Here is a 26,548-nt window from a genome sequence, read left to right on the forward strand (position 1 = left end):
GAGTTCCCCCGTGCCCATCGATCCTTCGGTCGCGATCGGCGCCGACCTCGGCGAGGTGAGTTTCGCTTGGACCGCGTCCGACGTGCAGCTCTACCACCTGGCGCTGGGCGCCGGCGCGGACCCGATGAGCCCGCGCGAACTGCGCTACACCTACGAAGACGGCCTCCAGGTGCTGCCGACGTTCGCCACCGTGGCGGCGAACCTGCGCGTGTTCGAACCGCCCGCGGTCTCGTTCCCCGGCGTCGAGGTCGACCTCGGGAAAGTGCTGCACGGCAAGCAGGAGGTCATCGCGCACCGGCCCATCCCGGTCTCGGGGAAGGCCGTGGCGCGGACGCGGATCGTCGACGTCTTCGACAAGGGCAAGGCGGCCGTGATCGTGAACGAGACGGTCGCCACCGACTCGGACGGCGCTCCACTGTGGACACTGCGATCGAGCATCTTCGCCCGCGGTGAAGGAGGTTTCGGCGGCGAACGCGGTCCGTCCGACCGAGCCGAACCCCCGTCGCGGGAGCCGGACGCCGTCATCGACACCCCGACGTTGCCGCAACAGGCGCTGCTCTACCGGCTCTGCGGGGACCGCAACCCCCTGCACGCCGATCCCGCGTTCGCCGCGGCGGCCGGATTCGACAGGCCGATCCTGCACGGCCTGTGCACCTACGGTGTCGTCGCGAAGGCGGTCACCGACGCGTGCCTCGACGGCGACACCACCCGCGTCGCGTCGTTCTCGGCCAAGTTCGCCGGCGTCGTCTTCCCCGGCGAACCGCTGCGGACCCGCGTCTGGCGCGAGCCCGCCGGGCTGCTGATCGCGACCACGGCGCCGGACCGGGACGACGCGCCCGTCCTTTCCGACACTTTCTTGACCACGACAGACTGAATCATCGTTCCCGCAGGTGGCGCTCCTGGCTAGACTCGACCGAGTGCGCCCCTTGATCTCGGACCCGTATGCCGAACTCGGCCGGGACTACGCGCGATCGAGACGGCCGGATCCCCGCGTCGCCGCCGCCATCACCGCGGCCCTCGGCGACGCGCGCTCGGTGGTCAACGTCGGGGCCGGAGCCGGTTCCTACGAGCCGGAAGACCGCGACGTGGTGGCCGTCGAGCCGTCACGGCGGATGATCGCGCAGCGTCCCGCCACGGCGGCGCCCGCCGTCCAGGCGTGCGCGGAAGAACTGCCCTTCGCCGACGGTGCCTTCGACGTCGCCCTCGCCGTGCTCACCGTGCACCACTGGACGGACGTGACCGCCGGGCTGGCCGAGTTGCGGCGCGTCTCCCGCCGCCAGGTGATCGTGACCTGGGACCAGGCGGTGTTCGCGCGGTTCTGGCTGGTGCGGGACTACCTGCCGGAGATCGCCGAACACGAGAGCAGGCTGGCCTGTCTCGGCCGGGTCGTCGAAGAACTGACCGAGGCGGGCCCGGCACCCGAGGTCGCTCCGCTGCCGGTGCCGTCGGACTGTGTCGACGGCTTCCTCGGCGCGTATTGGCGCAGGCCGGAGGCGTACCTGTCCGAGCGCGTGCGCGCGGGGATGTCCGGGGTGGCCTTGCTGGACCAGAACGTCGTCGCGACGGCGGTCGAGCGGTTGCGCGCCGATCTCGCGGACGGGCACTGGCACCGGCACCACGTCGGGCTGCTCGGCCGGACGGAACTCGACCTGGGCTACCGGCTCGTCATCACGTGACCGTGCCAGGTGGCGAAGCTGACATGTCCCCGGAAATGGCCATAGGCATGAACCCGCCCCGGCCGAAGGCCCCGCTATCGCGGTGGCGGGGCGCCCTGCCCGCCCATCGCGACGTAGATGACCAGGTAGCGCTCTGCCGACGTCGATCGCGGACGCGGGTTCCCGAAGACACCGAGTACACAGTGGACACTCCCGCGACGTGAACGGCGGTCGACCCCGGCCGCGAGGCATGGTATTCATGGCTCTCGTGACGGCAGGGACGGGAGCGGCATGACGACGGAGTACTTCGTGGTCCGTGGCCAGGTGGAGAAGGGCGATCAGCGGGGCAGGGAACTGGGTTTCCCGACCGCCAACATCGCGCTGCGCGACCAGGACGGCCAGGTCGGCGACGGAGTGTGGGCGGGCTGGGCCGAACGCGCCGACGGTACCCGGATCGCGGCCGCGGTCTCGGTCGGCAGGCGGCCGACCTACTACGGCGCGGACGGTTACCGGCTCGTCGAGGCGCATCTGCTGGACTTCAGCGGCGACCTCTACGGCGAGGTGCTGACCGTCTGGCTGGGCCACCACCTGCGCGAGCAGGAGGCGTACCCGTCGTCGGAGGCACTGATCGTCGCGCTCAACAAGGACATCGCCGACGCCCGCAAGTGGGCCGCGGAGAACCCGGCCGACGGTTTGCCGGACGCGGGTGCCGCGGAGGCCGGTGTCGTGCGGCGCGTCCCCCGAGACTGAGCTGAAGGGGACTTTCCCCGCGTAAGACGCGGTGAAAGCTCCCTTCACCGCGTGAGATGAGGGGAAAGTCCCCTTCGGCCCCTAGACCGCCGCGCCCAGCAGCATGTAGCCCATGCCGAGCCCCATGATCACCCGGCACACCCGCCGCGACGTCTGACCGGAGGCCGTGGCGCCCCGCGACGCCAGTACCCCGGCGCGCACGGCGTCCGCCGCGAAATACGCGGCCACGGCGCCGAACAGCAGCGAAAGCCACAGCGCGGAAGTGCCGCCGGGGCCGGACATCACCAGCCACGGCCCGTGGGTCACCTCGCTGTGCGGCATGAACGTCACCATGAACAGCATCGCGACGGCGGACACGGCGTGATGCCCGCACGACGCGTGCCCGGAGCGGCGGCCCTTCCACCACGAGACCGCGAACCATCCCGCGGTCAGCGCCAGCACCGCCTGCCAGCCCGCCGCCGGGATCGGGCCGCCCACCGGCGACAGCATCGCGACCATGGCGACGACGAGCAGCAGTTCCGCCAGGTCGCCGTTGCGGACCGCCGCGCCCTGCCTGCCGTAGTCCAGCCGGACGAGTCTCAGCACGCAGGGAAGGACGAGTGCGGCGAACACCGCGGTCAGGGCCCACGCGACGACGATTGGTCCAGACATGGCACCTCCCGGCCGGTAACCCCTTCACCGTGGCAGGTGGCGCTCTAGTACACCATCGGGCATTGAGGTGATCTCAGAGCCTGTTGGCGGAGCTGAGATTTGATCCGGAAGGCGACCGCACGCGTGAACCCGCCCTGGCCGAAGGCCCCGCTATCGCGGTGGCAGGGCGCCCTCAGCACCCGCCGCGACCTGGAAGACCAGATCGCGCCCTGCCGACGACGATCGCGGACGCGGGTTCACCAACAGGCACTCAGCCCGCGGTCAGGACCAGTCCGCTCGTAGGTACGCCGGTGCCGGCGGTCACCAGCACATGCGCGGCCCCGTCGACCTGGTTGACGGCATCGCCCCGCAGCTGCCGGACCCCTTCGGCGATCCCGTTCATCCCGTGGATGTAAGCCTCCCCCAGCTGCCCGCCGTGCGGGTTGAGCGGGAGCTTCCCGTCGAGTTCCAGGGTGCCGCCGCTGATGAAGTCCTTGGCCTCGCCCTTCCCACAGAAGCCGAGTTCTTCCAGCTGCATCAGGACATAAGGGGTGAAGTGGTCGTACAGCACCGCGAGGTCCATGTCGCCCGGCCCCAGCCCGGACTGTTCCCACAACTGCCGTCCCACGACACCCATTTCGGGCAGCGCCGGAAGATCGTCGCGGTAGTAGCTGGTCATCACGTACTGGTCCGGCCCGCTCCCCTGCGCCGCCGCCGCGATCACGGCGGGCCGGTGCGGCAGGTCGCGCGCCCGCTCGGCACTGACGATCACCAGGGCGACCCCGCCATCGCTCTCCTGGCAGCAGTCCAGCAGATGCAACGGTTCGGCGACCCAGCGGGAGGCCTGATGCTCTTCGAGCGTGATCGGCTTGCCATAGAACCACGCCCGGGGGTTGGTCGCCGCGCGGGCGCGGTCGACGACGGCCACCCGGCCGAAATCCTCGCTGGTCGCGCCGTACTTGTGCATGTAGCGCCGGGCGAGCATGGCGACGGTCGCGGCCGGCGTCGCGATGCCCATCGGGTAGTGGAACGCGTTGTCGACGCCGGACGAGTTCACCTGCCCCGCAGCGGCCGAGGACACCTGCCCGAACCGCATCCCGGACCGCTCGTTGAACGCCCGGTACGCGACGACGACGTCCGCGACCCCGGTCGCGACGGCCATCGCGGCCTGTTGCACGGTCGCGGCCGCGGCCCCGCCGCCGTAGTGGATCCGGCTGAAGAACTTGAGCTCCGGGACGCCGAGCTCCCGCGCGACGGCGATCTCGCTGTTGCCGTCCATGGTGAACGACACCAATCCGTCCACATCGGACGGAGTGAGCCCGGCGTCCTTCAGCGCGCTCGAAACCGCTTCCGCCGCCAGCCGCAGCTCACTGCGCCCGGAATCCTTCGAGAACTCCGTCGCACCGATCCCGGCGATGGCCGCCCGTCCGGAGAGGGTCATCACTCGCCTCCCCACGTGATCGCCACGGTGCCCACAACATGTTCACCGAGACTGTCCACACCGGACACCGAGACCACGACGTCGTCGCCGTCCCGTTCCGTGACCCGGCCGGTGAAGGTCAGCGTGTCGTAGGCGTAGCAAGGTACACCGAGCCGGATCTTGATCGACCGCACGAACGCCTCCGGGCCCGCCCAGTCGGTCACGAACCGTTGCACCAGGCCGGTGTCGGTGAGGATGTTGAGGAAGATGTCCTTCGAGCCGCGTTGAACGGCGGCGTCGCGATCGTGGTGGACGTCCTGGAAGTCCCGCGTCGCCAGCGCGGTGCTCACCACGAAGGTCGGGGTGGCCTCGATCGTCAGCGGCGGCAGCTCGGTGCCGACCGAACAGTCCTTCATCGCGCGACCCTCCAAGCGGGCAACGTCAGTTCCTCGTCGATCTTCACGAAGGCCGCTTCCACCGGGAGTCCGATGTGGACGGTTTCGGGATCGGCGTCGAGCAGCTCGCCCATCACCCGGACACCCTCCTCCAGTTCGACGAGCGCGACCACGAACGGCAGATCCTTGCCGGGGACCTTCGGATGGTGGTGCACCACGTAGCTGTAGACCGTTCCACGTCCGCACGCGACGACGTAGTCCGGCTTGGCGTCGAAATCACCATCCGGCGGCATGGGTCCGGGCGGATGCCGCAAGGTCTCGCCCCAGCGCTGGATCCGCAGTTCCCCTTCCCGCAGACCGGTCCAGAAGAACTCGGTGTCCTTGCTGATCACCGGCCGCAGCACGGGCGCGGCCGTCTTGGCGGGCCCGGCGCCCGGCGGGCGGAACTTCAGCACCCGGAACACCATGTCCGCGACGGCCTCGTCGCCGACGTACCAGGTGGTCTTCGTCGTCACGAACCAGCCTTCGCCCAGCGCGGTGCGTTTGGGCCCGACGACGCTTTCGAGTTTCGCGGTCGCGGCGACCCGTTCGCCGTGCCGCAGATACCGGAAGTAGTTCTGCTCGGAGTTCGTCGCGACGACCGAGGTGAACCCGGCCTCGTCGAGCACCTCCATCATCGCGCCGAGGGGATCGTCCGACGCCCTCGTCCAGTGCAGCCCGCCCATCGTCCACACCTGCGCCATCGCGGGCGGCGCGACGAGTCCCTTGTGGACGCTCGCGGCGGCGAACTCCTCATCGACATACACGGGATTACGATCGCCGATGGCTTCGACCCAGTTGTTCACCATCGCCTGGTTGACCGCGTCACGCGCGGCCCTCGGCGCGGACTCCCCGCGCGCGGCGATTCGCTCGGCCGCTTCCTGGATGCTCATCGCGGCACCCTCGGCAGGCCGAGCCCGGCGGTGGCGATCAGCTCGCGCTGGATCTCGCTGACGCCGCCGCCGAAGGTCAGCACCAGATTGCGTTTGGCCACCACGTCCAGCCACTGCGCCAGGTCCGCGGTTTCGGCGTCGGCCTGATCGCCGTGCCGGGCCACGATCTCCTCCAGTTTCCTGGTCAGCCGCTGAATGCGCTCGGAGCCGACGATCTTGGTGGCCGACGCGTCGGCCACCGCCACCGGTCCGGTCGCCGACGACGCCGCGACCTGCCAGTTCAGCAGTTCGTTGATCCGGGCGGTCGCCAGGGTTTCCGCGAGGACGGCCCGGACGTCGGGCAGCTGGAGCAGCGGCGTGCCGTCCGGGGTCTTCCTCGACGCCGCCCATTCGCGGACGCGGTCGTGAAGACCGCCGATCCGCCCGGCGGGACCGAGCATGACGCGTTCGTGGTTCAGCTGGGTGGTGATCAGCCGCCAGCCTTCGTTCTCCTTGCCCACCAGCATGTTCGCGGGCACCCGGACGTCCGAGTAGTAGGTGGCGTTCACGTGGTGGGCGCCGTCGCAGGTGATGATCGGCGTCCACGAGTAGCCCGGGTCGCGGGTGTCCATGATGAGGATCGAGATCCCCTTGTGCCTGGGCGCGCCGGGATCGGTACGCACGGCCAGCCAGAGGTAGTCGGCGTCGTGGCCGCCGGTGGTGAAGATCTTCTGGCCGTTGACGACGTACTCGTCCCCTTCGCGCACCGCTGTCGTGCGCAGTGCCGCCAGGTCCGTTCCCGCCTCGGGTTCGGTGTAGCCGATGGCGAAATGCACCTCCCCCGCGAGGATCCGGGGCAGGAACAGGGATTTCTGCTCCTCGGTGCCGAACGCCTGCAACGTGGGGCCGACGGTCTGCAGGGTCACCGACGGCAGCTGGACGTCGGCACGGGCGGCCTCGTCGACGAAGATATGCTGCTCGATCTCGCCGAAACCCCGGCCGCCGTACTGTTCCGGCCAGCCGACGCCGAGCCATCCGTCGCGGCCCATCCGGCGCACGATCTCGCGGTACACCGGCCCGTGCCGCTCCCGCAGCATCGCGCGCCGCTCGTCGGCGCTCACCAGCCCGGCGAAGTACTTTCGCAGTTCGGAGCGCAGTTCGTGTTGCGCCGCGGTCAGTTCGATCAGCATCGGTTCACCCCGCCACCAGTTCGCCCAGACCGGCCAGCCGATACGAGGCGCCGCCGAGCGTTCGTCCCAGATCCTTGACCGCCGACGAGAACCGGTGCAGCGGATACGTTTCGTCCACGCCGATCCCGCCGTGCAGGTGATGACAGACGGCCAGCGCCGCGGGCGCCTCCTCCGCCAGCCAGTAGGCCGCGATGTCGAGTTCCGCGCCGGCGTCGAGCCCCGCCGCGAGCCGCCAGACCGCCGACCGCGCGGCCAGCTGGACCGTCCTCGAAGCGACGTAGACGTCCGCGATCTGTTGCGCCACCGCCTGGAACGTCGCCAGCGGGCGCCCGAACTGCTCCCGTTCGCCGACGTGTTTCGTGGTCAGCGCGAGCGCGCCGGCGAGCAGCCCGTCGCCGAACGCCACGGCGCCCGCGAGCGCGAACCGGTGCAGCGTCGCGATCGACTCGCCGGGACCGTGCCCGTTGAGGAGATCGGCGTCGGTGACGGTCACCGAGTCCAGCGTCATCGTGTAGTCCGGTGTGCCGGAAGAGGTTCTCGTCGGCGTCAGGGTCACGCCGTCCGCGCGCGGATCGACGAGGAAGACGCCGGTACCGCCGGGCAGCGAGACCGGCGTCAGGATCCGGGTCGCCTCCGCCGCGAACGGCACGCCGACCTTGACCCCGCTCAGCCGCCAGTCCCCCGCCGATTCCGCGACGGTCGCGGGCCGCGTGGTGAACGGCGCGGAAGGTTCGTTCAGCGCGGCGGTGAGCACGGAGTCACCCGCGGCGACCGGCGGGAGCAGCGCCGAGCGCTGATCCGCTCCGCCGAGTGCGGTGACCGGCAGGACACCGAAGGCCAGCGACGCCAGCGCGGGCGACGGTGAGGCGACGCGGCCGAGTTCGGTCAGCACCAAGGCGACTTCGGCGACACCGAGGCCGTCGCCGCCGAGTTCGGCGGGCAGCGCCAGGGCGAGCAAACCGGCGTCGGCCAGCGCGCGCCACGTGTCCGCGGGCTCACGCTCCTTGCCGAGCACACGCGCGGCCAGCGCGGTGACCTCGGTCTGCGTCTCGTCGAACTGGAAGTCCACACTGGCTCCTCACCGGGGCGAACGGGCACAATATTGAAACCTGTTCTAGTCTTATCCGGAAGGAGCCGCGACGGCAAGGGGGGAGGATCTAGGAGGTGGCCTCGATCAGTTCCGCGAGCGCGTCGGCGAAATGGTCGGCGAGCGGCCACAGGTCACCGGTGAGTTCACGGGCGCCGAGCAGGCCGACATCGACCCTGCCCGCGTTGGAGAGCACGGTGATGTTGAGCCCGGCGCCGTGGAAGACCGGGCCGAGCGGGTGGAGCCCGGTGATCCGGCAGCCCAGCAGGTACAGCGGCATCGGCGGACCGGGCACGTTGGAGACCACCAGGTTGTGCACCACCGGATGCCGTTCGGCCAGGCGCAGCGCCGAATACGCGCGGACCGCGAGCCCGAACATGGTCGCCGCCGAGAACTGCGCCCAGTCCTGGAGCATGTCCGCGTCGATGTCGTGGTGATGGTCCTTGGACAGCCGGTTCGATTCCGCGAGCATGAACACGCGCGCGGCGGGATCCTCCAGATGGGTGGGCAGCGACGCGAAGAACGCCGAGACCTTGTTGATCCCGTGCTCCCGCTCGGTGCGTCCGTGCACCGACACCGGAACGGTCGCCACCAGCGGATCCTCCGGCAGTTCACCCCGATCCCGCAGGAACTGCCGCAGGGCGCCGGCGACCACCGCGAGGACGACGTCGTTGACGGTCACCCCGAAGGCGCTCTTGATCCGCTTGACGTCGTCGAGGTCGAGAGAGGCGTAGGCGACGCTGCGGTGCGCGGTGATCGTCCCGTTGAACGACGTCCGCGGCGCCGTGAACGGGACCGGCATTCCCTTGCCCTGCAACGCTTTGCCCAGCCATCTCGGCACGAGTTCGAGCAGGCCGGGGAGCAGTTTCGCCACCTCGACCGGACGTTTCGCGAACGACGTCAGCCCCGCGCCGAACAGCGCTCGCCTGCCGGGAACGTCCGCGTTGCGGCGTTCGTCCTGGGTGATCTCCGGCGGCGGGGCGTCCGGTTCGAGCCCGGCGAGGGAGGCGATCAGGCTGGCGCCGCCGACGCCGTCGACGCTGGCGTGATGCATCTTCAGCAGGACCGCGATCCCGCCGTCGGCGAGGCCTTCGATGACGTGCATCTGCCACAGCGGCTGCGCGCGGTCCAGGCGTTGTCCCGCGATGTGGGCGCAGAGTTCGGCCAGTTCCCGCCGGTCGCCCGGCGCCGGTACGCCGATGCGGTGAACGTGGGCTTCGAGGTCGAAGTCCTCGTCCTCCACCCAGACCGGATGCGCGAGATTCCAGAGTGGATTGTGCAGCTTGCGCCGGAACGCCGGGATCAGCGCGACCCGTTCGGCCAGTTTCTCCTTGAAGCGCTCGAAATCGTAGCCGCCGGGCATGGTCGCACCGTCCAAGGTGAGCAGCCCGCACACGTGCAGTACCTGGGCAGGTGTCTCCAGGTACAGAAAACTCGCGTCCAGACCACTCAATCTCTGCATAAGAATCACCTTAAGTGAACTTTGCAACCCGTTCTAGGCGGTCACCCGGCGGTAGGATCGGTGGCCATGCAGCCGAGTTTCATCGTCCGCCAGGCACTCCAGCTCGCGCTCACCGCGAACGCGCTGAAGCCGCCGAGAGGCGCCCGGACGGCGGTCCCGGCGTTCTTCGCGGGCTGGCTCACCGGGGAGCTCGCCCCGCATCTGCTCGCCCTCACCGCGGCCGACGCGGCGGCGCATGTCGCCCGGCACCGCGGCGCGTCGAGCAAGGCGGGGCTCGCCCTCGCGGCGGCGTCGGCGGCCGGTCTCGGCACGCTGATCGCGCAGTCCCAACGCGCCCGCGACGAGATCGAGACCGCGCTGACCGAAGGCATCGGCGACGCGTACGCCGACGAACTCGAACACCCACCGAGCCCGACCGACCTCGCGACGCCGTGGGGCCAGCTGGCCATGCCGTTCCGCATGCGCGACCCGGAGGTCCGGCGGACGCGCAACGTCGCCTACGCGCCCGGCGGGAAACGGTTCCTGCTCGACGTCTACGCCCCGCGTGAACCGGTCACCGGCGCGCCGATCCTGCTGCAGGTGCACGGCGGTGCCTGGGTGATCGGCAACAAGGATCAGCAGGGCCTGCCGCTGATGCTGCACATGGCCAAACGCGGCTGGATCTGCGTCGCGATCAACTACCCGCTCTCCCCCGCCGCCCGCTGGCCCGCGCACATCATCGCCGCGAAACGCGCGCTGGCCTGGATCCGGGACAACGCCGAGACCTACGGCGGCGACCCGTCCTTCGTCGCCGTCACCGGCGGATCCGCGGGCGGGCATCTCGCCGCGCTGCTGGCACTGTCCGCCAACGACCCCGCGCTGCAGCCCGGCTTCACCGAAGCCGACACGAGCATCCAGGCGTGCGCCCCGCACTACGGCGTGTACGACTTCGCCGCGACCAGTGGACGGCGCTCCAGCCAGACCCGGCTGAAGACGCTCATCGCCCGGCACGTCTTCGAGGCGGACCGGGATCCGGTGAACTTCCTCGACGACTACATCGCGGCGTCCCCGCTCGACCGCATCACCGAGGACGCGCCGCCGTTCTTCGTCATCCACGGCGTCCACGATTCGCTGGTGCCGGTGGGCGAGGCGCGCGAATTCGTGCGGCGTCTGCGGGACAAGTCGCAGCGTGAGGTCGCCTACGCGGAGATCTCCGGCGCGCAGCACGCCTTCGACGTCTTCCCCTCGATCCGCAGCGCCCACGTGGTGCGCGGGGTGGAACGGTTCCTGGAGTGGAGCTATCGCACCTGGCGGCGCCGCTCCGGCTCCTCGTGAGCTGGTTCCCGACCTGAGGCCTTCACGGACTACGGCCTCAGCGACACCAGCAGTCACAGCGGGCGCGCCTGAAGCCCCCTCCGCACCTTCCTCAAGTACATGAAGGCCCCCTTCCTTGCGTCTAGCGCAAGGAAGGGGGCCTTCATGTACTTCGGGGGCGAGCGAGCGGGCCAGCGGCGTGGTGGGGCGCGTCTCGTGAGCCGCAAGGACCGTTAGAGCCAACCGTGTCCTGGACACCTACTGGCGGAGTTGCGTGACTGGCTGGACGACTCGCGTGATCAGACGGACGACACGCGTGTCTGGACGGACGACTCGCGGCGAGGCATCGCCGCAGGCGTGTCGTCCATCTGGTCACATGTGTCGTCCGTCGGATCACACGTGCCGTCCGTTCAATCACGCGAAGCCACCGGCTCGGAACAGTGGTCGCGAGGTCAGGGCGGGTAGATCACATCGGCCGGCCGGGCGGAGGACGGGCCGTCGACCCGCCAGCCTTCGCCGTCGCGCACGAAGCGGTACCACCGTTCGTCGCGGCCGTAGCGCAGTTGCAGGTCGCCCTGGGTGATCCGGTTCCGCCAGGTCTTGGGCTCTCCCGGCAATCCCGACTCGGCGAGGTCCACCTTGGCCTGGGCGAGCGGCGCCTGCGCGGGACGCCACGCCTCCCGGACCACCGCCATCCCGCCCCGGCCCGCCTCACGCCAGGCCTGCGCCCACAGGCCCAGATCCCGCGACGCCATTCCGGCCGCTTCGGCGAGTTCGGCGATCAGGTGCGGCTCGCTCGCCGCCGCGCGGCGCGCGAGGTCTTCCTCGAACGACAGCTCCGCTTCACGCTCGGGCCCCATGACCAGCAGTTCCCAGGCCCTCGCGGCGGCGTCGGCCGCCAGTTCCGCGAACGTGTCGCTGCTCCAGCCCGTCCGGTGCGGCGGGTCGACATCGAGGACCGCGGGCGGCCCCACTGTGCCCGGGACGGCCAGTCGCGGCGGCAGCGCGGCGATCCGCCGGGTGTAGGCCCGCTTCGGGTCCACCCCGGGCGCGGCGGGGGCACGCACCCGCTTGCCCGGCGCGCCCGCGGGCGCGCGGCGGGACCGCAGTTCCGCGAGCACGGCCTCCCTCGGCCTGCCGCGCAACAGGAACAGCACGAACGGATCGGCGTCGACCTCGTCCGCGACCAGGTAGTACACCGCGGCGACGTGCTTGCACGGATTCGCGCTGTCCGGGCAAGAGCACTTCGGGCGCAGATCGCCGGGGCCGGGCAGCAGATCCGCGCCGGCCGTGCGCGCGTCCTCGGCCAGCTCACCGGGCAATTCGCCGTCGAGGAGGGCGGCGACGTGCCCGAGGCGCGAGCCGACCATGCCGAGCAGGCTCTCCCACTGCGGCTCGGTGAACGCCCGCATGTGGATGGTCACCCGGTACGGCACCGCCCGGCTGCCCTGCACCCAGGCCGTCACCTCGCCCGCGCCGACCGCGAGCTTGCTGACGGTGCCTTTGCGCGCGTACGTCCGGCCTCGCGGCAGGCGGTTCGGGTCGAGTTTGGCGCGTTCCTCCAGCGCCTCGACCCACGCCTTGCCCCACCACGTGTTGCCGAAGGTGCGCCGTTTCCGGCCGGTCACGCCGGGCATCACGGTTCCCCGAGCCGGACCAGATCGGCCAGTTCGTCGTCGGACAGTTCGGTGATCCAGTCCTCGCCCGCGCCGATGACCGCGTCGGCCAGTCCGCGTTTGGTCTCCAAGACCTTGGCGATGCGCTCCTCGAGCGTGCCTTCGGCGATCAGCCGGTGCACCTGGACCGGCCGGTCCTGCCCGATCCGGTACGCGCGGTCGGTGGCCTGGTCCTCGACGGCCGGGTTCCACCAGCGGTCGTAGTGGATCACGTGGGTGGCCTTGGTCAGGTTGAGCCCGACCCCGCCCGCCTTGAGCGAGAGCAGGAAGACCGGGACCTCGCCGGCCTGGAACCGGGCGACCATGTCCTCCCGGACCTTGGGGGTGCTCGACCCGGACAGCAGCATCGTCGGCAGGCCGCGTTCGGCCAGGCGTTTCTCCAGCAGACGGCACAGCTGGACGTACTGGCTGAACACGAGCACGCTGTCGCCCTCGTCGAGGATGACGTCGAGCAGCTCTTCGAACGCGGCGAGCTTGCCGGACCGGCCGTGCAGCACGCCGGGTTCCTTGAGGTACTGCGCCGGGTGGTTGCAGATCTGTTTGAGCTCGGTGAGCAGTTTGAGCACCTGCCCACGCCGTGCCACCCCGTCCAGCTCGCGGATCATCGCGAGATTCTCCCGGACCACGGCCTCGTACAGCGTCGTCTGCTCGGCGGTGAGCGGGACGAACCGGTCGGTCTCGGTCTTGCGCGGGAGCTCGGGCGCGATGTCCGGGTCGGTCTTCTTGCGGCGCAACAGGAACGGCCGGACAGTCGCGGCGAGCCGTTCGGTCGCCGCGGTGTCCCGGTCCCGCTCGATCGGGCGGGCGACCTTGCGGCGGAACCCGTCGAGCGAACCGAGCAGGCCCGGCGTCGTCCAGTCGATGATGGACCACAGTTCGGTGAGCCGGTTCTCCATCGGCGTCCCGGTCAGCGCGACTTTCGCGGCGGCCGGGATCTTCCGCAATTCCTTGGCGGTGACCGAAAGCGGGTTCTTGACGTGCTGCGCCTCGTCGGCGGCGAGCATCCCCCAGTCCACTTCGGACAGTGTTTCGCGATCGCGGCGGAGCACACCGTACGTGGCGAGCACGACCTCGTCCGGCGCGACCTCGTCGAGATGCCGCCCACCTCCGTGGAACCGGCGCACCGGGATGTCCGGCGCGAACCGGGCGAACTCCCGTTCCCAGTTGCCCAGCAGCGACGTCGGGCACAGGACGAGCGTCGGACCCTCGCCGCGCGGGCGGCGGTGCAGATGCAGGGAGATGAGCTGGATCGTCTTGCCCAGCCCCATGTCGTCGGCGAGGCAGGCGCCGAGACCGAGCCCGGTCATCGTCGCCAGCCAGGCGAGCCCGGCCTTCTGGTACGGCCGCAGGGTGGCCTTCAGTTCGGCGGGCTGCTCGATCGGTTCCGCCGCGCTGTCGCGAATCCGCTGGAGCAGCCCGGTCAGCGCCGACGGAGCGGTGAACTCGATCTTTTCGCCGTCCAGCTCCAGTTCGCCGGTGAGCGCCGCGGCCAGCGCCTCGGCCCCGGACAGCTTCTTCGCCCGGTGGGCGCGCACCTTGGCGATCAGACGCGCGTCGATCTTGACCCATTTGCCCCGCAGCCGCACGAGCGGCCGCTTCGCCTCCGCGAGCGCGGTGACCTCGGCATCGGTGAGTTCCTCGTCGCCGAGGCTCATCCGCCAGTGGAACCGCAGCAGGCTCTTGAGCGTGAACTCGGGCCCGGTGACGCTGCCCGGGGCCTGCGTCGCGCTCGCCTTCGCCTTGAGCTCGCCCGCGAAGAGGTCCTTCGGCCACTGCACCTCGATGCCGGCACCGCCCAGCGCCGCGTCCCCGTGGGTCAGCAGGTCGACGACCTCGTCGTAGTCCAGCGCCAGCCCGGTGGGCGCGGCGGACTGGAGCATGCGGCCGAGCGGCGCCCACGCCCTGGCGCCCCGGCGCAGGCCGAGCAGCAGTTGTGTCTCGACCTGCTCACCCATGCGTTCCAGCACCGCCTCCGGCGCGTCCCACAGTGTCGCCGCCTCGACGATCAGGCTCGGGTCGGCGGCGCTCCGCACGGCGAGGACGGCCTCGAACGTGGGCTCGTCTTCGGGATCTTCGGGCTCGTGTACCTCCATGCGCAGGACGAGATGCGCGCCCTGGGCCTGCCGGGCGCTCAGTTCCGCCAGCCACGCGGCGCCGTCCGGCCCGACCAGCGTCGGCTCGGCGGCCGCGAACGCCGGACCGCCCGCCGCCACGCTCGCGGCGGGCGTGCGGACCAGCACGTCCGCCGTCGCGTCCCAGAGCGCGCGGATCAACGACTCCGGCGAATGCAGCCGGATCCGTTTCAGCCCGGACAACGGCAGCGCGTGCGCCTCGGGAGGCAACGCGGCGGCGAGCCCGCGCAGCATCTCCTCGTCGGCGACGTCGAGCGGGCCGACCCGCCACGAATCCACCCCGCCGGGTGAGGCCGCGGGCAGCAGCCTGCCGCGGGCGATGAGGTTCACCCCGGCCTCGGCTACGGCCGACCAGGCGGCGATGGCCGGGCTCAGCTCACCCTCCGCGGTGAGCAGCCGCGGAATCGCGCGTGACAACGGGACGAGTGCCGCGTCGACCTTCGTGCGCCGGAAGACCTTCCCCACCGGCAGCACGAGTTCGATCGCGGTGTCACCCGCTACGCCGTCTCCCCAGAGCGCCAGCACTCCGTCCCGCGGGGGATCCGAGGGGACGAAGGTGGCCTGGGTTCCTGTGCCGAACTCCACGCCCCGCACGCTAGAGCACCGGACCGACATCCCTCGGGCGGCGGTGCCATGAAAGGTCCTTTCCTGGCAAATTTTGCCAGGAAAGGACCTTTCATAGCACGCGAAAGGGGCGTGACAGGGACTTTCAGGACCGGGGCAACCCCAGCAACCGTTCGGCCGTCAGCGACAGCAGCACCTGGGTCGTCCCGCCCGCGATGCTGAGACACCGGGTCAGCAGGAACTCGTGCTGCGCCGGGTCGCCGTCCACGAGGGCGCGCTCACCGAGCGACTCCAGCGCGAACTCCGCCACCGCCTGCCGATGCCGCACGCCCAGCAATTTGCGCACACTCGACTCGGCGCCGGGGTCTTGCCCGTCGAGCCGCCGCAGCGTCGCCCGCAGATCCAGCACCGAACACGCGCTCCCGTCGGCGATCAGCGCGCCGAGTTCCTCCAGGTCGGCGCCGTCGGCCAGGGTGGAGAGAAGGTTTTCGACGCCCTCCCCCACCGCCGAACCGCTCCCGAGGGCGACCCGTTCGTTCGCCAGTGTCGTCCGCGCGAGCCGCCAGCCGCCGTCGATCTCCCCGACCACCATCTCGTCCGGGACGAACACGTCGTCGAGGAACACCTCGTTGAAGACGGCGTCGCCGGTGATCTCACGCAGGGGTCGCGTACTGATCCCGTCGGCGGTCATGTCGACCAGGAAGTAGGTGATCCCCTTGTGTTTCGGCGCGTCCGGGTCGGTGCGCGCCAGGCAGATCGCCCAGTCGGCCTCGCGCGCGAGCGAGGTCCACACCTTCTGGCCGTTGAGCAGCCATCCGCCGTCGGCACGCCGGGCCGTCGTGCGCAGCGACGCGAGATCCGAACCCGCCCCCGGCTCGCTGAACAGCTGGCACCAGGTGATCTCACCGCGCAAAGTCGGTGCGGCGAAACGTTCTCGCTGCGCCGGGGAGCCGTGTTCCAGCAACGTCGGCACGGCCCAGCCGCCGATGACCAGATCCGGACGGCGGACCCCCGCGGCGTCGAGCGCGGCGTCGATCCGCAGTTGTTCGGCGGCCGTGGCGCCCCTGCCGTACGGCGCGGGCCAATGCGGGGCCAGCAGACCCGAATCGGCCAGCGCGACCCGCCGTTCCGGCTCGGGCAGAGCGGCGATTTCGCTTACCACGTCACGGAGTTCGGCGTCTTCACCGACGTCGACGCTCAAGGTCCGGCGGTCACCGCGCAGCGCGAGTTCGGCCGCGCGACGGCGCCAGCGGGCGGAACCGCCGAGCCACTGCCGCAGGGCGACGGCGCGGCGCAGGTAGAAGTGCGCGTCATGCTCCCAGGTGAATCCGATGCCGCCGAGGACCTGGATGCAGTCCTTCGCGTTGGCCACAGCCGCGTCGAGCGCGTACGCCGCAGCCGTCGCGGCCGCGAGGGAGTGCTGCGCGGGGTCTTCGGCCGCCCTCGCCGCGTCCCACGCGAGCGCGTCGGCGGCTTCGGCCCGGCACAGCATTTCCGCGCACAGATGTTTGATCGCCTGGAACGACCCGATGGGGCGGCCGAACTGCTCCCGCACCTTCGCGTACTCGACGGCCGTCCGGAGACACCATCGGGCGATCCCCGCGGCTTCGGCGGCACCGAGTGTGGCGGCGTAGACATCCACCGGCAGCGCCTCGAAAACCGCTTCGGGCCTCACCTTTTCGCACCGGACCCGGCCGACCGGCCGCGAGAGGTCGAACGGCTCGCCCTGCCGAATGTCCATTCCGGACGCTCCGGGCGGGATGAGCGCGGACACGGTGCCGTCGGAGACCAGCGTCCACGCCGACGGGTGAACATCGAGAGCCGGTCCCGATTCGCCGTCGACCACCTCATCCGCGATACGGAAACCGCCGCCCAGCACCACCGCCAGCCGTTCGGTCCCGTCGGCGAGACCGGGCAGGATCTCCTTGGCGGTCTGGGGAACCGTCGCGAGCAACGCCCCACCCAGCGCCGTCCCGAGGACCGGCCCGGGTACGAGTGCTTCGGCTGCTTCGGCGAGCCCGGCGGCCAGATCGGCGAGCGTGCCACCGGCGCCGCCGACGTCTTCGGGAATCGCCACGCCGAACAGCCCGAGTTCCGCCAGCCCTGGCGGTGGCTCGGCGATCCGGCCACTTCGGACGGCGTCGACGGGACGGGCGGACGCCGCCCAGGCGCGGATCGACGCGGCCAGGGCCGCCTGTTCTTCGGTGAGCGCGATCGACACGGGTGAGACCTCCTCGCCGGACCTACCCGCGAGTGTAGAACGTGTTACAGTTTCTTGCCCAGTGGGTCACGTCTTGAACAGTTCGTCCGCTTAGGTACGCTACGTGAGGAAAGTGGAACAAGTTCCGACGAAGGGGGACGTGGCGATGCCAGGGAAGGCCAAGGCACCCACGAGCGCGAAGGCGCGAAGCGGCAACGGTCTCTCCGCGCTGGGCGGCGAGGAACTCGGCTCCGCGGCCCAACGCGACCGGCGGCGCCGCATCATCGACGCGACCCTGACGCTCGCCGCGAAGGGCGGGTACGACGCCGTTCAGATGCGGGCGGTCGCCGAGAAGGCGGACGTCGCGCTCGGCACGCTGTACCGCTACTTCCCCTCCAAGATCCACCTGCTGGTTTCCGGGCTGGCCAGGGAATTCGAGCGCGCGCAGGAGAAACTCGACCGCGCCGCCATCCCCGGCGACACCCCGAGCGAGCGGCTGATGTTCGTCCTCGGCCGCAACACCCGGCTGATGCAGCGGGATCCGCACCTGACCGAGGCGATGGTCCGCGCGTTCATGTTCGCCGACACGACCGCGGCCGCCGAGGTCGAACAGGTCGGGCGGCTGATGGAGAACATGTTCGCCAAGGCCATGGGCATCGAGGACCCGACCGAGGCCGATCGCGACATCTTCCACGTCATCGCCGACGTCTGGATGGCGAACCTGGTCGCCTGGGTGACCCGGCGCGCGTCGGCGGCCGACGTCGCGAACCGGCTCGAACTGTCGGTGCACCTGCTGCTGGACAAGAACGTCTGAACGCCATGAAAGGTCCTTTCCTGGCAAATTTTGCCAGGAAAGGACCTTTCATGGCGCGCGTCAGGCGGTCAGCTTCGGCAGCACGTCCCGCCCGAAGGTCTCGATGAACTCGTCCTGGTTCCGGCCCACGTTGTGGATGTAGATCCGGTTGAACCCGGCGTCGACGTACTTCTGCAGCGCCGCGCGGTGCACGTCCGGGTCGGACGAGACGACCATGCGGCCCTCGAAGTCCTCACGCCGCACCAGTTTCGCCATCTGCGCGAAATCGAACGGCGAGCGGATGTCGGCCTTCGGGAACTTCATGCCGCCGTTGGGCCACTGGTCGAGCGCGTTGGCCCACGCCGTCTCGTCGTCCTCGGCCCACGACAGGTGCACCTGCAGCAGCTTCGGCATCGAGTCCGGGTCCTTGCCCGCCTTGCGCGCGCCGGTGCCGAAGTTGTCGAGGATCCCCGCCAGCTTCTCGATCGACGCGCCCGGCGTGATCAGGCCGTCCGCGAGCTCACCGGTCTTGCGCGAGGTGTACGGACCGGCCGACGCGATGTAGATCGGCGGCGGCTCGTCCGGCAGCGTCCACAGCCGGGTGGTGTGCAGCTTGAAGAACTCGCCGCTGTGCTTGACGTCCTTGCCGGTGAACAGCTTCCGGATGACTTCGAGCGCCTCGAACATCCGCCGGACCCGCTCGGGCGCTTCGGGCCAGTAGCCGCCGATGATGTGCTCGTTGAGCGCTTCGCCGGACCCGATACCGAGCCACGTCCGGCCAGGATAGGTCGCCTCCAGCGTCGCCGCGGCCTGCGCGACCATCGACGGGTGCAGCCGGAACGACGGGCACGTCACGCCCGGCCCGAGGTCGCCCGTGGTGTTCTCCGCCAACGACGCGAGCACGCTCCATACGAACGACGCTTCACCCTGTTGAGGGACCCACGGCTGGAAGTGGTCGGCCGCCATCTGGCCGGAGAACCCGTGCTGTTCGGCCAGCGCGGCCAGCCGGATCGACTCGCGCGGAGAGAACTGCTCCAACGCCGCGGCCAAGCCGATTTGAACCTCAGTCACGCCTGCTGCCCCTTTCGAAAGCTCTCGGCGACCTTCGCGAACTGGTCGAGTCGGTCCAGTGTCGCCGCTTCGGGCTCGGTCGGCAGGAAGAGCGTCGCCTCGTCGACGCCGCCCTCGGCGAGCCTGGCCAGCGCGTCCTCTTCCGGCGTGGCACCGAAGGCCGAGAACTTGATGTCTTCGCGCCCTTGGTCGGCCAGCCACTGACGGGCCCGGCGAAGCTCCTCCGGCGGGGTGTACGCGTGCGGCAGCCAGCCGTCGCCGTACTTGGCGATCCGCTGCATCGCCTTCTCCCCCGCGCCGCCGATGTAGATGGGCGGATGCGGTTTCTGCACCGGCTTCGGCCACGCGAAGATCGGGTCGAAGTCGACGTGCTCGCCGTGGAATTCGGCCTCGTCCTTCGTCCAGATCTCCTTCAGCGCGGCGAGCTGCTCGTCGACGAGCGCGCCGCGGGTGCGCGGATCCGTGCCGTGATTGCGCATTTCCTCCCGGTTCCAGCCGACGCCGACGCCGAAGACGAACCGGCCTCGCGAAACCAAGTCCAGCGAAGCGACCTCCTTCGCCGTGTGGATGACGTCGCGCTGCTGAAGCAACGCGACGCCCGTCCCCAGCTTCAGGGTCGACGTGGCCCCGGCCGCCGCCGTCAGCGCGACGAACGGGTCCAGGGTCCGGTAGTACACGCGCGGCAGTTCGCCACCGCCCGGATAGGGCGTTTCCCGGCTGACCGGGATGTGCGAATGCTCCGCGAGGTGGAGCGAGCTGAACCCGCGCTCTTCGGCTGCTGCGGCGAGGACGTCCGGCCTGATGCCTTCATCGGTGATGAAGGTGGCGATTCCGATCTCCATGACCGGTAACTACCCGGACACGCGCCGCGATATTCCCGTGCCGCTAGACGTTGCGCCGGTACTGCCCGCCCACTTCGAAGAACGCCTCGGTGATCTGGCCGAGCGAGCACACCCGCGCCGCGTCCATCAGGACACCGAACAGGTTGCCGCCGCGGGTCGCGGCCTCGCGCAGCGTCTTGAGCGCGACCTGCGCCTCGGCGTGGTGACGGTTCTGGAAGTCCTCGAGCCGCTCCAGCTGCGAACGCTTCTCGTCCTCGGTCGCCCGCGCGAGTTCCACCTCGACGTCGTTCTCGCCGCCGTTCGGGTTGCGGAAGGTGTTGACGCCGACGATCGGCAGCGTGCCGTCGTGCTTCTGGCGTTCGTACAGGATCGACTCGTCCTGGATCTTGCCGCGCTGGTAACCGGTCTCCATCGCGCCCAGCACGCCGCCGCGCTCGGAGATCCGGTCGAATTCCAGCAGCACGGCCTCTTCGACCAGGTCGGTCAGCTCGTCGATGATGAACGAGCCCTGCAGCGGGTTCTCGTTCTTCGACAGGCCCCACTCCTTGTTGATGATCATCTGGATGGCCATCGCGCGCCGCACCGAGCTCTCCGACGGCGTCGTGATCGCCTCGTCGAAAGCGTTGGTGTGCAAGGAGTTCGCGTTGTCGTACAGCGCGCACAGCGCCTGCAGCGTGGTACGGATGTCGTTGAAGCTCATCTCCTGCGCGTGCAGCGACCGGCCGGAGGTCTGCACGTGGTACTTGAGCTTCTGCGAGCGCTCGTTGGCGCCGTAGCGCTCCCGCATCGCGACGGCCCAGATCCGGCGCGCGACCCGGCCCAGCACCGAGTACTCGGCGTCCATTCCGTTGGAGAAGAAGAACGACAGGTTCGGCGCGAAGTCGTCGATGTCCATCCCGCGCGCGAGGTAGCTCTCGACGTAGGTGAAACCGTTCGACAGGGTGAACGCCAGCTGCGAGATCGGGTTCGCCCCGGCCTCGGCGATGTGGTAGCCGGAGATCGACACCGAGTAGAAGTTCCGGACGCCGTGCTCGATGAACCATTCCTGGATGTCGGCCATCATGCGCAGGCTGAACTCGGTGGAGAAGATGCAGGTGTTCTGCCCCTGGTCCTCCTTGAGGATGTCCGCCTGCACGGTGCCGCGGACGTTGCGCAGCGCCCATTCGCGCAGTTCGGCGGCCTCGGTTTCGGACGGCTCGCGGCCGTGCTCGGCCTTGAACGCCTCGACGCGCTGGTCGATCGCGGTGTTGAGGAAGAACGCGAGGATCGTCGGCGCCGGTCCGTTGATCGTCATCGACACCGAGGTGCTCGGCGACGTCAGATCGAAGCCGTCGTAGAGCACCTCCATGTCCTCCAGCGTCGCGATGGAGACGCCCGAGGTGCCGACCTTGCCGTAGATGTCGGGGCGGGTGTGCGGGTCGTGCCCGTACAGCGTCACCGAGTCGAAGGCGGTCGAAAGGCGCTTCGCGTCGGAATCGGCCGAGAGGAGCTTGAACCGCTTGTTGGTCCGGAACGGGTCGCCCTCGCCGGCGAACATGCGCGCCGGGTCCTCACCCTCGCGTTTGAACGGGAAGACACCCGCGGTGTAAGGGAAGTATCCGGGCAGGTGCTCGCGGCGCAGGAACGACAGCAGCTCCCCTGATTCGGTGTAGCGCGGCAGCGCCACGCGCGGGATCCGGTTGCCGGACAGCGTGTCGCGCCAGAGCTGGGTGTGCAGCTCCTTGTCGCGGATCTTCACGACCAGCTCGTCGGCGCGGTAGGACTCGGCCAGCTCCTGGAAGCGCGCCAGGAGATTCGTCGATTCTCCGTCCACATCGGACTCGGCGGCGGCGAGCAGGCCGTCGAGCGCGTCGGTGCTCGCGTCGACGGCGGCCAGCGCCTCCTTGGCGGCGGCGAGGTGCTCGCGTTTGCGCAGCGCGGCGACCTGCTGCTCGGTCTTGGTGTGGTAACCGCGAACGGTCTCGGAGATCTCCGCGAGATAGCGCGTCCGGTTCGCCGGGATGATCGTGCTGGCGTCGGTGGAGACCTTGCCCTCGACCTTCGGGAGCACGCCGGGCGACACGGTCAGCCCGCGTTCGGCGAGGGTGTCGCGCAGGTGCTGGTAGAGCGCGGTGACGCCGTCGTCGTTGAACTTCGCGGCGCTGGTGCCGTAGACCGGCATGTCCTCGGGCGAGGAGCTGAACGCTTCGCGGTTGCGCACGAGCTGGCGCGCGACATCACGACGGGCGTCTTCGGCGCCGCGGCGCTCGAACTTGTTGATCGCCACCGCGTCGGCGAAGTCGAGCATGTCGATCTTCTCCAGCTGCGACGCCGCGCCGAACTCCGGCGTCATGACGTACAGCGACTGGTCCACGTAGTCGACGATGCCGGCGTCGCCCTGGCCGATACCGGGCGTCTCGACGATCACGAGATCGAAGCCCGCCGCCTTGCAGGCGAGGATGGACTCGGAAAGCCCGGTGGGGATCTCGCCACTGGTGGTCCGCGTGGCGAGGGACCGGAAGTAGACCGGGCTGCCGTCGAGGCAGTTCATCCGGATGCGGTCGCCGAGCAGCGCTCCCCCACCCTTGCGGCGCGACGGGTCGACGGCCAGCACGGCGATGCGGAGCTTGTCCTCCTGATCCAGCCGGAACCGGCGGATCAGCTCGTCGGTGAGCGACGACTTGCCCGAACCACCGGTACCGGTGATGCCGAGGACCGGCACGGTCCGCGACTTGGCGGTCTCCGTGATCTTGTCGAGCAGGTCCTGCGGCAGCGACTCGCGCTGGAGCTGCGTGATGACCCGGGACAACGCCGGGATGTCACCCGAAAGCAGTTTGTCGATCGATCCGGGCGATTGTGCCGCGAGATCGGTGTCACAGGCCTTGATCATCAGGTTGATCATGCCCGGGAGGCCCATCTCGTAGCCGTCTTCCGGCGAGAAGATCCGCGCGACACCCCGCGAGTGCAGCAGGTCGATCTCCTCGCGGACGATGACGCCGCCACCGCCGCCGAACACCTTGATATGCCCCGCGCCGCGCTCGTTGAGCAGCTCGACCAGGTACGAGAAGTACTCGACGTGCCCGCCCTGGTAGGCGCTGATGGCCACACCTTGGACGTCCTCGGCGATGGCCGCGGTGGCGACCTCGTCGACCGACCGGTTGTGCCCGAGGTGCACGACCTCCGCGCCCTGCGACTGCAGGATCCGCCGCATGATGTTGATGGACGCGTCGTGTCCGTCGAAGAGGCTCGACGCCGTCACGAAGCGAACGGGGTTCACGGGCCGGTGCAGGTCGCTGCTCATCCCTCCAAAATACTAGGACTTCCTACTGTTTTAAACCCATCCACTCCCGTGATGACGCTCTCACTCGTCCTTGACAGATCAACGCGCACCAGTATATTCAACCCGAAGGTTAAACAACCGATTGATTGAGCAGCGATGACCACTGATCAGCTCAGCGCCACGTTCGCCGCACTGGCGGACCCCACCCGGCGGGCGATCCTCGCCCGGCTCGCCACCGGCGAGGCCAGTGTCAACGAGCTGGCCGAACCCTTTCCGGTCAGCCTCCAAGCCGTCTCGAAACACCTCAAGGTCCTCGAGCGCGCGGGCTTGATCAGCCGGAGCCGGACCGCGCAATGGCGGCCCTGCCGGCTGGAGGCCGCCCCGCTCGGCGACGTCTCCGAGTGGGTCGAGCGCTACCGGCGCTTCTGGGAAGGCGGTTTCGACCGCATGGAAGAACACCTGGCGGAACTGAGGAAAGGCGAACGAAATGACTGAGACCGTCACCCTGCCGGAAGTCGTCTCGGCGGCCGAATGGCAGATCGCCCGAGACGCGTTGCTGGCCAAGGAAAAGGAGCTCACCCGCGCGGCGGACGCGATCGCCGCCGAGCGGCGACGGCTGCCGATGGTCCGCTTCGACAGCACCTACGAGTTCGACGGGCCCCAGGGCCGGGTCACCCTCCTCGACCTGTTCGAGGGACGGCGGCAGCTGATCGTCTACCACTTCATGCTCGGCCCCGGGCAGAAGGCGGGCTGCCCCGGCTGCTCGATGCTCGTGGACAACATCGGCCACCCCGCCCATCTGCACGCCCGCGACACCACGCTGTACGTGGTCGCGCCGGCGACGCTGCCCGAGATCGAGCGGTACAAGGAGCGCATGGGCTGGACCATGCCCTGGGTCTCGACCGTCGACTCCTTCAACCCGGACTCCGGTATCGACGGCGGCTTCGGCGTCAGCGTCTTCCTGCGCGACGGCGACGACGTGTTCCGCACGTACTTCACCACCGGCCGCGGCGCGGATCAGCTGGTGGGGACGCTGCGCTACCTGGACCTGACGCCGTTCGGGCGGCAGGAGGCCTGGGAGGAGGACGGCCGCGGGACCGACGGCCCCGGGCACTGGTGGAAGCGCCACGACGAGTACTGAGCCTCCCGCATTTAGTCCTCTGAATGCGCCCAGGCGCATTCAGAGGACTAAATGCGGGAAGGTGTGTCGAGAACCTGGCGGCCGCTCCGACCCCTTGGTGTCAGGCGCCCGGGAGGCGGGCGCCACACCGAAGGGATCAAGCCATGCGCAAGCTCGTCTACGCCGTCCACACCTCGCTCGACGGCCACATCGAAGGCCCGAAGGGCGAGTTCGACTGGGCCGAGATGGGCTCCGACCTGTCCGGCCACTCCAAGGAACTCACCGGCCGCGCCGACACGCTCGTCTACGGGCGGCGCGTCTGGGAGATGATGTCGTCGTACTGGCCGGAGGCCGAGACGATCTCGGACCACCCGCACGACCTGGAGTACGCCCCGATCTGGCGCGAGACGCCGAAGATCGTGTTCTCCCGGACCCTGGACAAGGCCGGCTGGAACACCGAGGTGATCGGCGGTGACCTCACCGAACAGGTCACCGAACTCAAAAGCAGGCCCGGTAAGGATCTGCTGCTGATGGGCGGGGCCGAACTCGCCACCGCGCTGTCGGACCGCGGCCTGATCGACGAGGCCCACGTCGTCGTGCACCCGGTGGTGCTCGGCGGCGGCAAGCAGCTGTTCGGCGGCGGCGTGCGCACGAACCTGCGGCTGACCGGAACCCGGACGATGGACGGGCGCGCGGTCCTGCTGACCTACGAAAAGGCGTGAAACCTGGGCGGCAGCCCCTACGCTGCCGCCGTCAGGATCACCTCGCGTTGCTCGCCCGCAACGCGATCCACTGCCGCATCGCGTACTCGACGAGCGTGATCAGCGTCTGCTTCGTCGACTCCCGCTCCCGCGCGTCACACCGGACGATCGGGATGTTGGGGTCGATCGACAGCGCTTCACGCACGTCGTTGATGTCGTGCTCGAGGATGCCGTCGAAGGTGTTCACCCCGACGATATAGGGCAGGCCCCGGTCCTCGAAGAAGTCGATCGGCGCGAACGAATCGGCCAGCCGTCGCGTGTCGGCCAGCACCACGGCGCCGATCGCGCCGCGGACGAGGTCGTCCCACATGAACCAGAACCGCTGCTGCCCGGGCGTGCCGAACAGGTAGAGGATCAGGTCCGCGTCCAGGGAGACCCGGCCGAAGTCCATCGCGACCGTGGTGGTCGATTTGTTGGGCGTCTGGTCGAGGTTGTCGATCCCCCGACTGGCGTCCGTCATCATCGCCTCGGTGGTGAGCGGGACGATCTCCGACACCGAACCGACGAAGGTCGTCTTGCCCGCACCGAAGCCACCCGCCACGACGATCTTCGCGGATGTCATGGTCGGGGGCGCGGTTTCCCGCGGTGCCTTAAAGCCGACGGAGTCCACTCAAAACCCTTTCCATCAACACCAGATGTGCCTCGGCGCCGTCATTGCCCGAAATCGTCTTGTGCACGCTGACCAGCCCCGCGTCCGCCGCGTCGCTGATCAGCACGCGTGCCACACCCAGTGGTACGCGCAGGGTAGCCGCGATCTCGGCGACCGAACGCGGGGTGCGGCACTCCTCGATGATCGAAACGCACTCGATCTGGTCCGCGGCCACCGCGGGGAGGCTACCCGCCGCGACATGGTCCTTGGTGGAGATGAGGGTCTCCAGCTCGAGAGCGTAGTTCGCCTTGGTCCGGCCCCCGGTGAGGGCATAGGGACGGACGATCGCCGTCTCTTCGAGCGGCGACGGCGCCTGCTCGAAGACGGCGGGCATGATGAACTCGCCGCTGGGTGGGCCCGGGTCGAAAAGACCACCTGGTCTCGGCCCGACGGCACCTGCGCCGCTGTCGGGTGGAGAGGCAAGTGAGGTCACGCGGTCTCCTTGATCGGTCGGCTGCGGGACTGCCGGTTCCCCGGTGGCGTGTGCCCCGCCCACCTGGGAATCCTCTGACTGCTTGCTCTTCTTGCGCTTCCGACGACCACGACCCGAATCCAAGGTGAAGCCGTTGAGGACGTCGGCGAACGTGCCGTCGTCCCGTGAACCGGCGGCATTGGCGGCCCCCGGGTGCGGAGGCTGGTGTTCACCCGTCCCCGGCGGTTCGCCGAAGGATCCGGATCCGGTGCTCAT

The 26,548-nt window shown here is 69.6% G+C and carries 23 protein-coding genes; 8 read left to right on the forward strand and 15 right to left on the reverse strand.

Going from position 1 to position 26,548, the window contains the following annotated elements:
* The first annotated feature begins 10 nt into the window (after window positions 1-10).
* The 3 genes from ACSMFO_RS25635 to ACSMFO_RS25645 all read left to right on the forward strand — a co-directional run bounded on the left by ACSMFO_RS25635 (window position 11) and on the right by ACSMFO_RS25645 (window position 2,405).
* Complete coding sequence (locus ACSMFO_RS25635; protein ID WP_436460786.1) at window positions 11-874, forward strand: MaoC/PaaZ C-terminal domain-containing protein; 864 nt, start codon at window positions 11-13, stop codon at window positions 872-874.
* A gap of 52 nt (window positions 875-926) precedes the next feature.
* Entirely contained in the window at window positions 927-1,676 is a 750-nt protein-coding gene (locus tag ACSMFO_RS25640; RefSeq protein WP_436460851.1) for a class I SAM-dependent methyltransferase, read from the forward strand.
* A gap of 270 nt (window positions 1,677-1,946) precedes the next feature.
* Complete coding sequence (locus ACSMFO_RS25645; RefSeq protein ID WP_016332847.1) at window positions 1,947-2,405, forward strand: riboflavin kinase; 459 nt, start codon at window positions 1,947-1,949, stop codon at window positions 2,403-2,405.
* Window positions 2,406-2,486: 81 nt separating this feature from the next.
* On the opposite strand, the gene ACSMFO_RS25650 is transcribed toward ACSMFO_RS25645, so the two are convergent.
* The 7 genes from ACSMFO_RS25650 to ACSMFO_RS25680 all read right to left on the reverse strand — a co-directional run bounded on the left by ACSMFO_RS25650 (window position 2,487) and on the right by ACSMFO_RS25680 (window position 9,500).
* Entirely contained in the window at window positions 2,487-3,056 is a 570-nt protein-coding gene (locus tag ACSMFO_RS25650; protein WP_400565039.1) for a DUF5134 domain-containing protein, read from the reverse strand.
* Between the two features lie 250 nt (window positions 3,057-3,306).
* A complete protein-coding gene (locus tag ACSMFO_RS25655; RefSeq protein WP_436460787.1) occupies window positions 3,307-4,476 on the reverse strand; it encodes a lipid-transfer protein in 1,170 nt (389 codons plus the stop codon).
* Entirely contained in the window at window positions 4,476-4,871 is a 396-nt protein-coding gene (locus ACSMFO_RS25660) for a MaoC family dehydratase (protein WP_360093584.1), read from the reverse strand. Before ACSMFO_RS25660 ends, ACSMFO_RS25655 begins: the two co-directional genes overlap by 1 nt.
* A complete protein-coding gene (locus tag ACSMFO_RS25665; RefSeq protein ID WP_436460788.1) occupies window positions 4,868-5,782 on the reverse strand; it encodes a bifunctional MaoC family dehydratase N-terminal/OB-fold nucleic acid binding domain-containing protein in 915 nt (304 codons plus the stop codon). The genes ACSMFO_RS25660 and ACSMFO_RS25665 overlap by 4 nt, the downstream gene beginning before the upstream one ends.
* Window positions 5,779-6,951 (reverse strand): acyl-CoA dehydrogenase family protein, encoded by a 1,173-nt coding sequence (locus ACSMFO_RS25670; RefSeq protein ID WP_436460789.1) that lies wholly within the window; start codon window positions 6,949-6,951, stop codon window positions 5,779-5,781. The genes ACSMFO_RS25665 and ACSMFO_RS25670 overlap by 4 nt, the downstream gene beginning before the upstream one ends.
* A gap of 4 nt (window positions 6,952-6,955) precedes the next feature.
* The gene (locus ACSMFO_RS25675; protein WP_436460790.1) at window positions 6,956-8,020 is read right to left on the reverse strand and encodes an acyl-CoA dehydrogenase family protein; all 1,065 of its coding nucleotides are present in this window, start codon (window positions 8,018-8,020) and stop codon (window positions 6,956-6,958) included.
* Window positions 8,021-8,108: 88 nt separating this feature from the next.
* The gene (locus ACSMFO_RS25680; protein ID WP_436460791.1) at window positions 8,109-9,500 is read right to left on the reverse strand and encodes a WS/DGAT/MGAT family O-acyltransferase; all 1,392 of its coding nucleotides are present in this window, start codon (window positions 9,498-9,500) and stop codon (window positions 8,109-8,111) included.
* Between the two features lie 66 nt (window positions 9,501-9,566).
* On the opposite strand from ACSMFO_RS25680, the gene ACSMFO_RS25685 reads away from it, so the two are divergent.
* On the forward strand, window positions 9,567-10,814 hold the full coding sequence (locus tag ACSMFO_RS25685) for an alpha/beta hydrolase fold domain-containing protein (protein WP_436460792.1): 1,248 nt from the start codon (window positions 9,567-9,569) through the stop codon (window positions 10,812-10,814).
* Between the two features lie 431 nt (window positions 10,815-11,245).
* Here ACSMFO_RS25685 and ACSMFO_RS25690 read toward each other — a convergent pair whose 3' ends face one another.
* The 3 genes from ACSMFO_RS25690 to ACSMFO_RS25700 all read right to left on the reverse strand — a co-directional run bounded on the left by ACSMFO_RS25690 (window position 11,246) and on the right by ACSMFO_RS25700 (window position 17,386).
* Window positions 11,246-12,430: an SWIM zinc finger family protein gene (locus ACSMFO_RS25690; protein ID WP_436460793.1), complete on the reverse strand. Its 1,185-nt coding sequence runs from the start codon at window positions 12,428-12,430 to the stop codon at window positions 11,246-11,248.
* Window positions 12,430-15,216, reverse strand: a complete 2,787-nt coding sequence (locus tag ACSMFO_RS25695) for a DEAD/DEAH box helicase (protein WP_436460794.1) — start codon at window positions 15,214-15,216, stop codon at window positions 12,430-12,432. The genes ACSMFO_RS25690 and ACSMFO_RS25695 overlap by 1 nt, the downstream gene beginning before the upstream one ends.
* Window positions 15,217-15,310: 94 nt before the next feature.
* On the reverse strand, window positions 15,311-17,386 hold the full coding sequence (locus ACSMFO_RS25700; protein ID WP_436460795.1) for an acyl-CoA dehydrogenase family protein: 2,076 nt from the start codon (window positions 17,384-17,386) through the stop codon (window positions 15,311-15,313).
* Window positions 17,387-17,531: 145 nt separating this feature from the next.
* Between ACSMFO_RS25700 and kstR the strand changes: the two genes are divergently transcribed.
* On the forward strand, window positions 17,532-18,179 hold the full coding sequence (gene kstR / locus ACSMFO_RS25705) for a cholesterol catabolism transcriptional regulator KstR (RefSeq protein WP_038523880.1): 648 nt from the start codon (window positions 17,532-17,534) through the stop codon (window positions 18,177-18,179).
* Window positions 18,180-18,239: 60 nt separating this feature from the next.
* Here kstR and ACSMFO_RS25710 read toward each other — a convergent pair whose 3' ends face one another.
* From ACSMFO_RS25710 to icmF, 3 genes are read right to left on the reverse strand one after another with little or no spacing between them, the layout of a single operon-like run.
* Window positions 18,240-19,229, reverse strand: coding sequence for a TIGR03557 family F420-dependent LLM class oxidoreductase (locus tag ACSMFO_RS25710; protein ID WP_007033688.1), 990 nt, complete (start codon window positions 19,227-19,229; stop codon window positions 18,240-18,242).
* Window positions 19,226-20,071, reverse strand: a complete 846-nt coding sequence (locus ACSMFO_RS25715) for an LLM class F420-dependent oxidoreductase (protein ID WP_436460796.1) — start codon at window positions 20,069-20,071, stop codon at window positions 19,226-19,228. Before ACSMFO_RS25715 ends, ACSMFO_RS25710 begins: the two co-directional genes overlap by 4 nt.
* A gap of 43 nt (window positions 20,072-20,114) precedes the next feature.
* Window positions 20,115-23,351, reverse strand: a complete 3,237-nt coding sequence (gene icmF / locus ACSMFO_RS25720; RefSeq protein WP_436460797.1) for a fused isobutyryl-CoA mutase/GTPase IcmF — start codon at window positions 23,349-23,351, stop codon at window positions 20,115-20,117.
* Between the two features lie 135 nt (window positions 23,352-23,486).
* Here icmF and ACSMFO_RS25725 point away from each other — a divergent pair, with 135 nt between their 5' ends.
* The 3 genes from ACSMFO_RS25725 (at window position 23,487) to ACSMFO_RS25735 (ending at window position 25,172) form a co-directional block, all read left to right on the forward strand.
* Complete coding sequence (locus tag ACSMFO_RS25725) at window positions 23,487-23,825, forward strand: ArsR/SmtB family transcription factor (RefSeq protein WP_436460798.1); 339 nt, start codon at window positions 23,487-23,489, stop codon at window positions 23,823-23,825.
* On the forward strand, window positions 23,818-24,471 hold the full coding sequence (locus tag ACSMFO_RS25730) for a DUF899 domain-containing protein (RefSeq protein WP_436460799.1): 654 nt from the start codon (window positions 23,818-23,820) through the stop codon (window positions 24,469-24,471). The genes ACSMFO_RS25725 and ACSMFO_RS25730 overlap by 8 nt, the downstream gene beginning before the upstream one ends.
* Window positions 24,472-24,614: 143 nt before the next feature.
* The gene (locus ACSMFO_RS25735; RefSeq protein WP_436460800.1) at window positions 24,615-25,172 is read left to right on the forward strand and encodes a dihydrofolate reductase family protein; all 558 of its coding nucleotides are present in this window, start codon (window positions 24,615-24,617) and stop codon (window positions 25,170-25,172) included.
* 37 nt (window positions 25,173-25,209) lie between these two features.
* Here the strand turns inward: ACSMFO_RS25735 and ACSMFO_RS25740 are convergent, their stop codons facing one another.
* Both ACSMFO_RS25740 and ACSMFO_RS25745 read right to left on the reverse strand, forming a co-directional pair.
* A complete protein-coding gene (locus ACSMFO_RS25740) occupies window positions 25,210-25,773 on the reverse strand; it encodes a GTP-binding protein (protein WP_007033694.1) in 564 nt (187 codons plus the stop codon).
* Window positions 25,774-25,801: 28 nt separating this feature from the next.
* Window positions 25,802-26,548, reverse strand: coding sequence for a DUF742 domain-containing protein (locus ACSMFO_RS25745; RefSeq protein WP_436460801.1), 747 nt, complete (start codon window positions 26,546-26,548; stop codon window positions 25,802-25,804).

This window comes from Amycolatopsis sp. w19 (genome assembly GCF_051373225.1).
Lineage (GTDB): Bacteria > Actinomycetota > Actinomycetes > Mycobacteriales > Pseudonocardiaceae > Amycolatopsis > Amycolatopsis japonica.

Coding starts and splice junctions, on each gene's coding strand:
- ACSMFO_RS25715 (WP_436460796.1), bottom strand. CDS start 20,071: ATGGAGATCGGAATCGCCACCTTCATCACCGATGAAGGCATCAGGCCG.
- ACSMFO_RS25685 (WP_436460792.1), top strand. CDS start 9,567: ATGCAGCCGAGTTTCATCGTCCGCCAGGCACTCCAGCTCGCGCTCACC.
- ACSMFO_RS25690 (WP_436460793.1), bottom strand. CDS start 12,430: ATGCCCGGCGTGACCGGCCGGAAACGGCGCACCTTCGGCAACACGTGG.
- ACSMFO_RS25670 (WP_436460789.1), bottom strand. CDS start 6,951: ATGCTGATCGAACTGACCGCGGCGCAACACGAACTGCGCTCCGAACTG.
- ACSMFO_RS25650 (WP_400565039.1), bottom strand. CDS start 3,056: ATGTCTGGACCAATCGTCGTCGCGTGGGCCCTGACCGCGGTGTTCGCC.
- ACSMFO_RS25740 (WP_007033694.1), bottom strand. CDS start 25,773: ATGACATCCGCGAAGATCGTCGTGGCGGGTGGCTTCGGTGCGGGCAAG.
- ACSMFO_RS25680 (WP_436460791.1), bottom strand. CDS start 9,500: ATGCAGAGATTGAGTGGTCTGGACGCGAGTTTTCTGTACCTGGAGACA.
- ACSMFO_RS25645 (WP_016332847.1), top strand. CDS start 1,947: ATGACGACGGAGTACTTCGTGGTCCGTGGCCAGGTGGAGAAGGGCGAT.
- ACSMFO_RS25665 (WP_436460788.1), bottom strand. CDS start 5,782: ATGAGCATCCAGGAAGCGGCCGAGCGAATCGCCGCGCGCGGGGAGTCC.
- ACSMFO_RS25735 (WP_436460800.1), top strand. CDS start 24,615: ATGCGCAAGCTCGTCTACGCCGTCCACACCTCGCTCGACGGCCACATC.
- ACSMFO_RS25695 (WP_436460794.1), bottom strand. CDS start 15,216: ATGTCGGTCCGGTGCTCTAGCGTGCGGGGCGTGGAGTTCGGCACAGGA.
- ACSMFO_RS25660 (WP_360093584.1), bottom strand. CDS start 4,871: ATGAAGGACTGTTCGGTCGGCACCGAGCTGCCGCCGCTGACGATCGAG.
- ACSMFO_RS25745 (WP_436460801.1), bottom strand. CDS start 26,548: ATGAGCACCGGATCCGGATCCTTCGGCGAACCGCCGGGGACGGGTGAA.
- ACSMFO_RS25655 (WP_436460787.1), bottom strand. CDS start 4,476: ATGACCCTCTCCGGACGGGCGGCCATCGCCGGGATCGGTGCGACGGAG.
- ACSMFO_RS25730 (WP_436460799.1), top strand. CDS start 23,818: ATGACTGAGACCGTCACCCTGCCGGAAGTCGTCTCGGCGGCCGAATGG.
- icmF (WP_436460797.1), bottom strand. CDS start 23,351: ATGAGCAGCGACCTGCACCGGCCCGTGAACCCCGTTCGCTTCGTGACG.
- ACSMFO_RS25725 (WP_436460798.1), top strand. CDS start 23,487: ATGACCACTGATCAGCTCAGCGCCACGTTCGCCGCACTGGCGGACCCC.
- kstR (WP_038523880.1), top strand. CDS start 17,532: ATGCCAGGGAAGGCCAAGGCACCCACGAGCGCGAAGGCGCGAAGCGGC.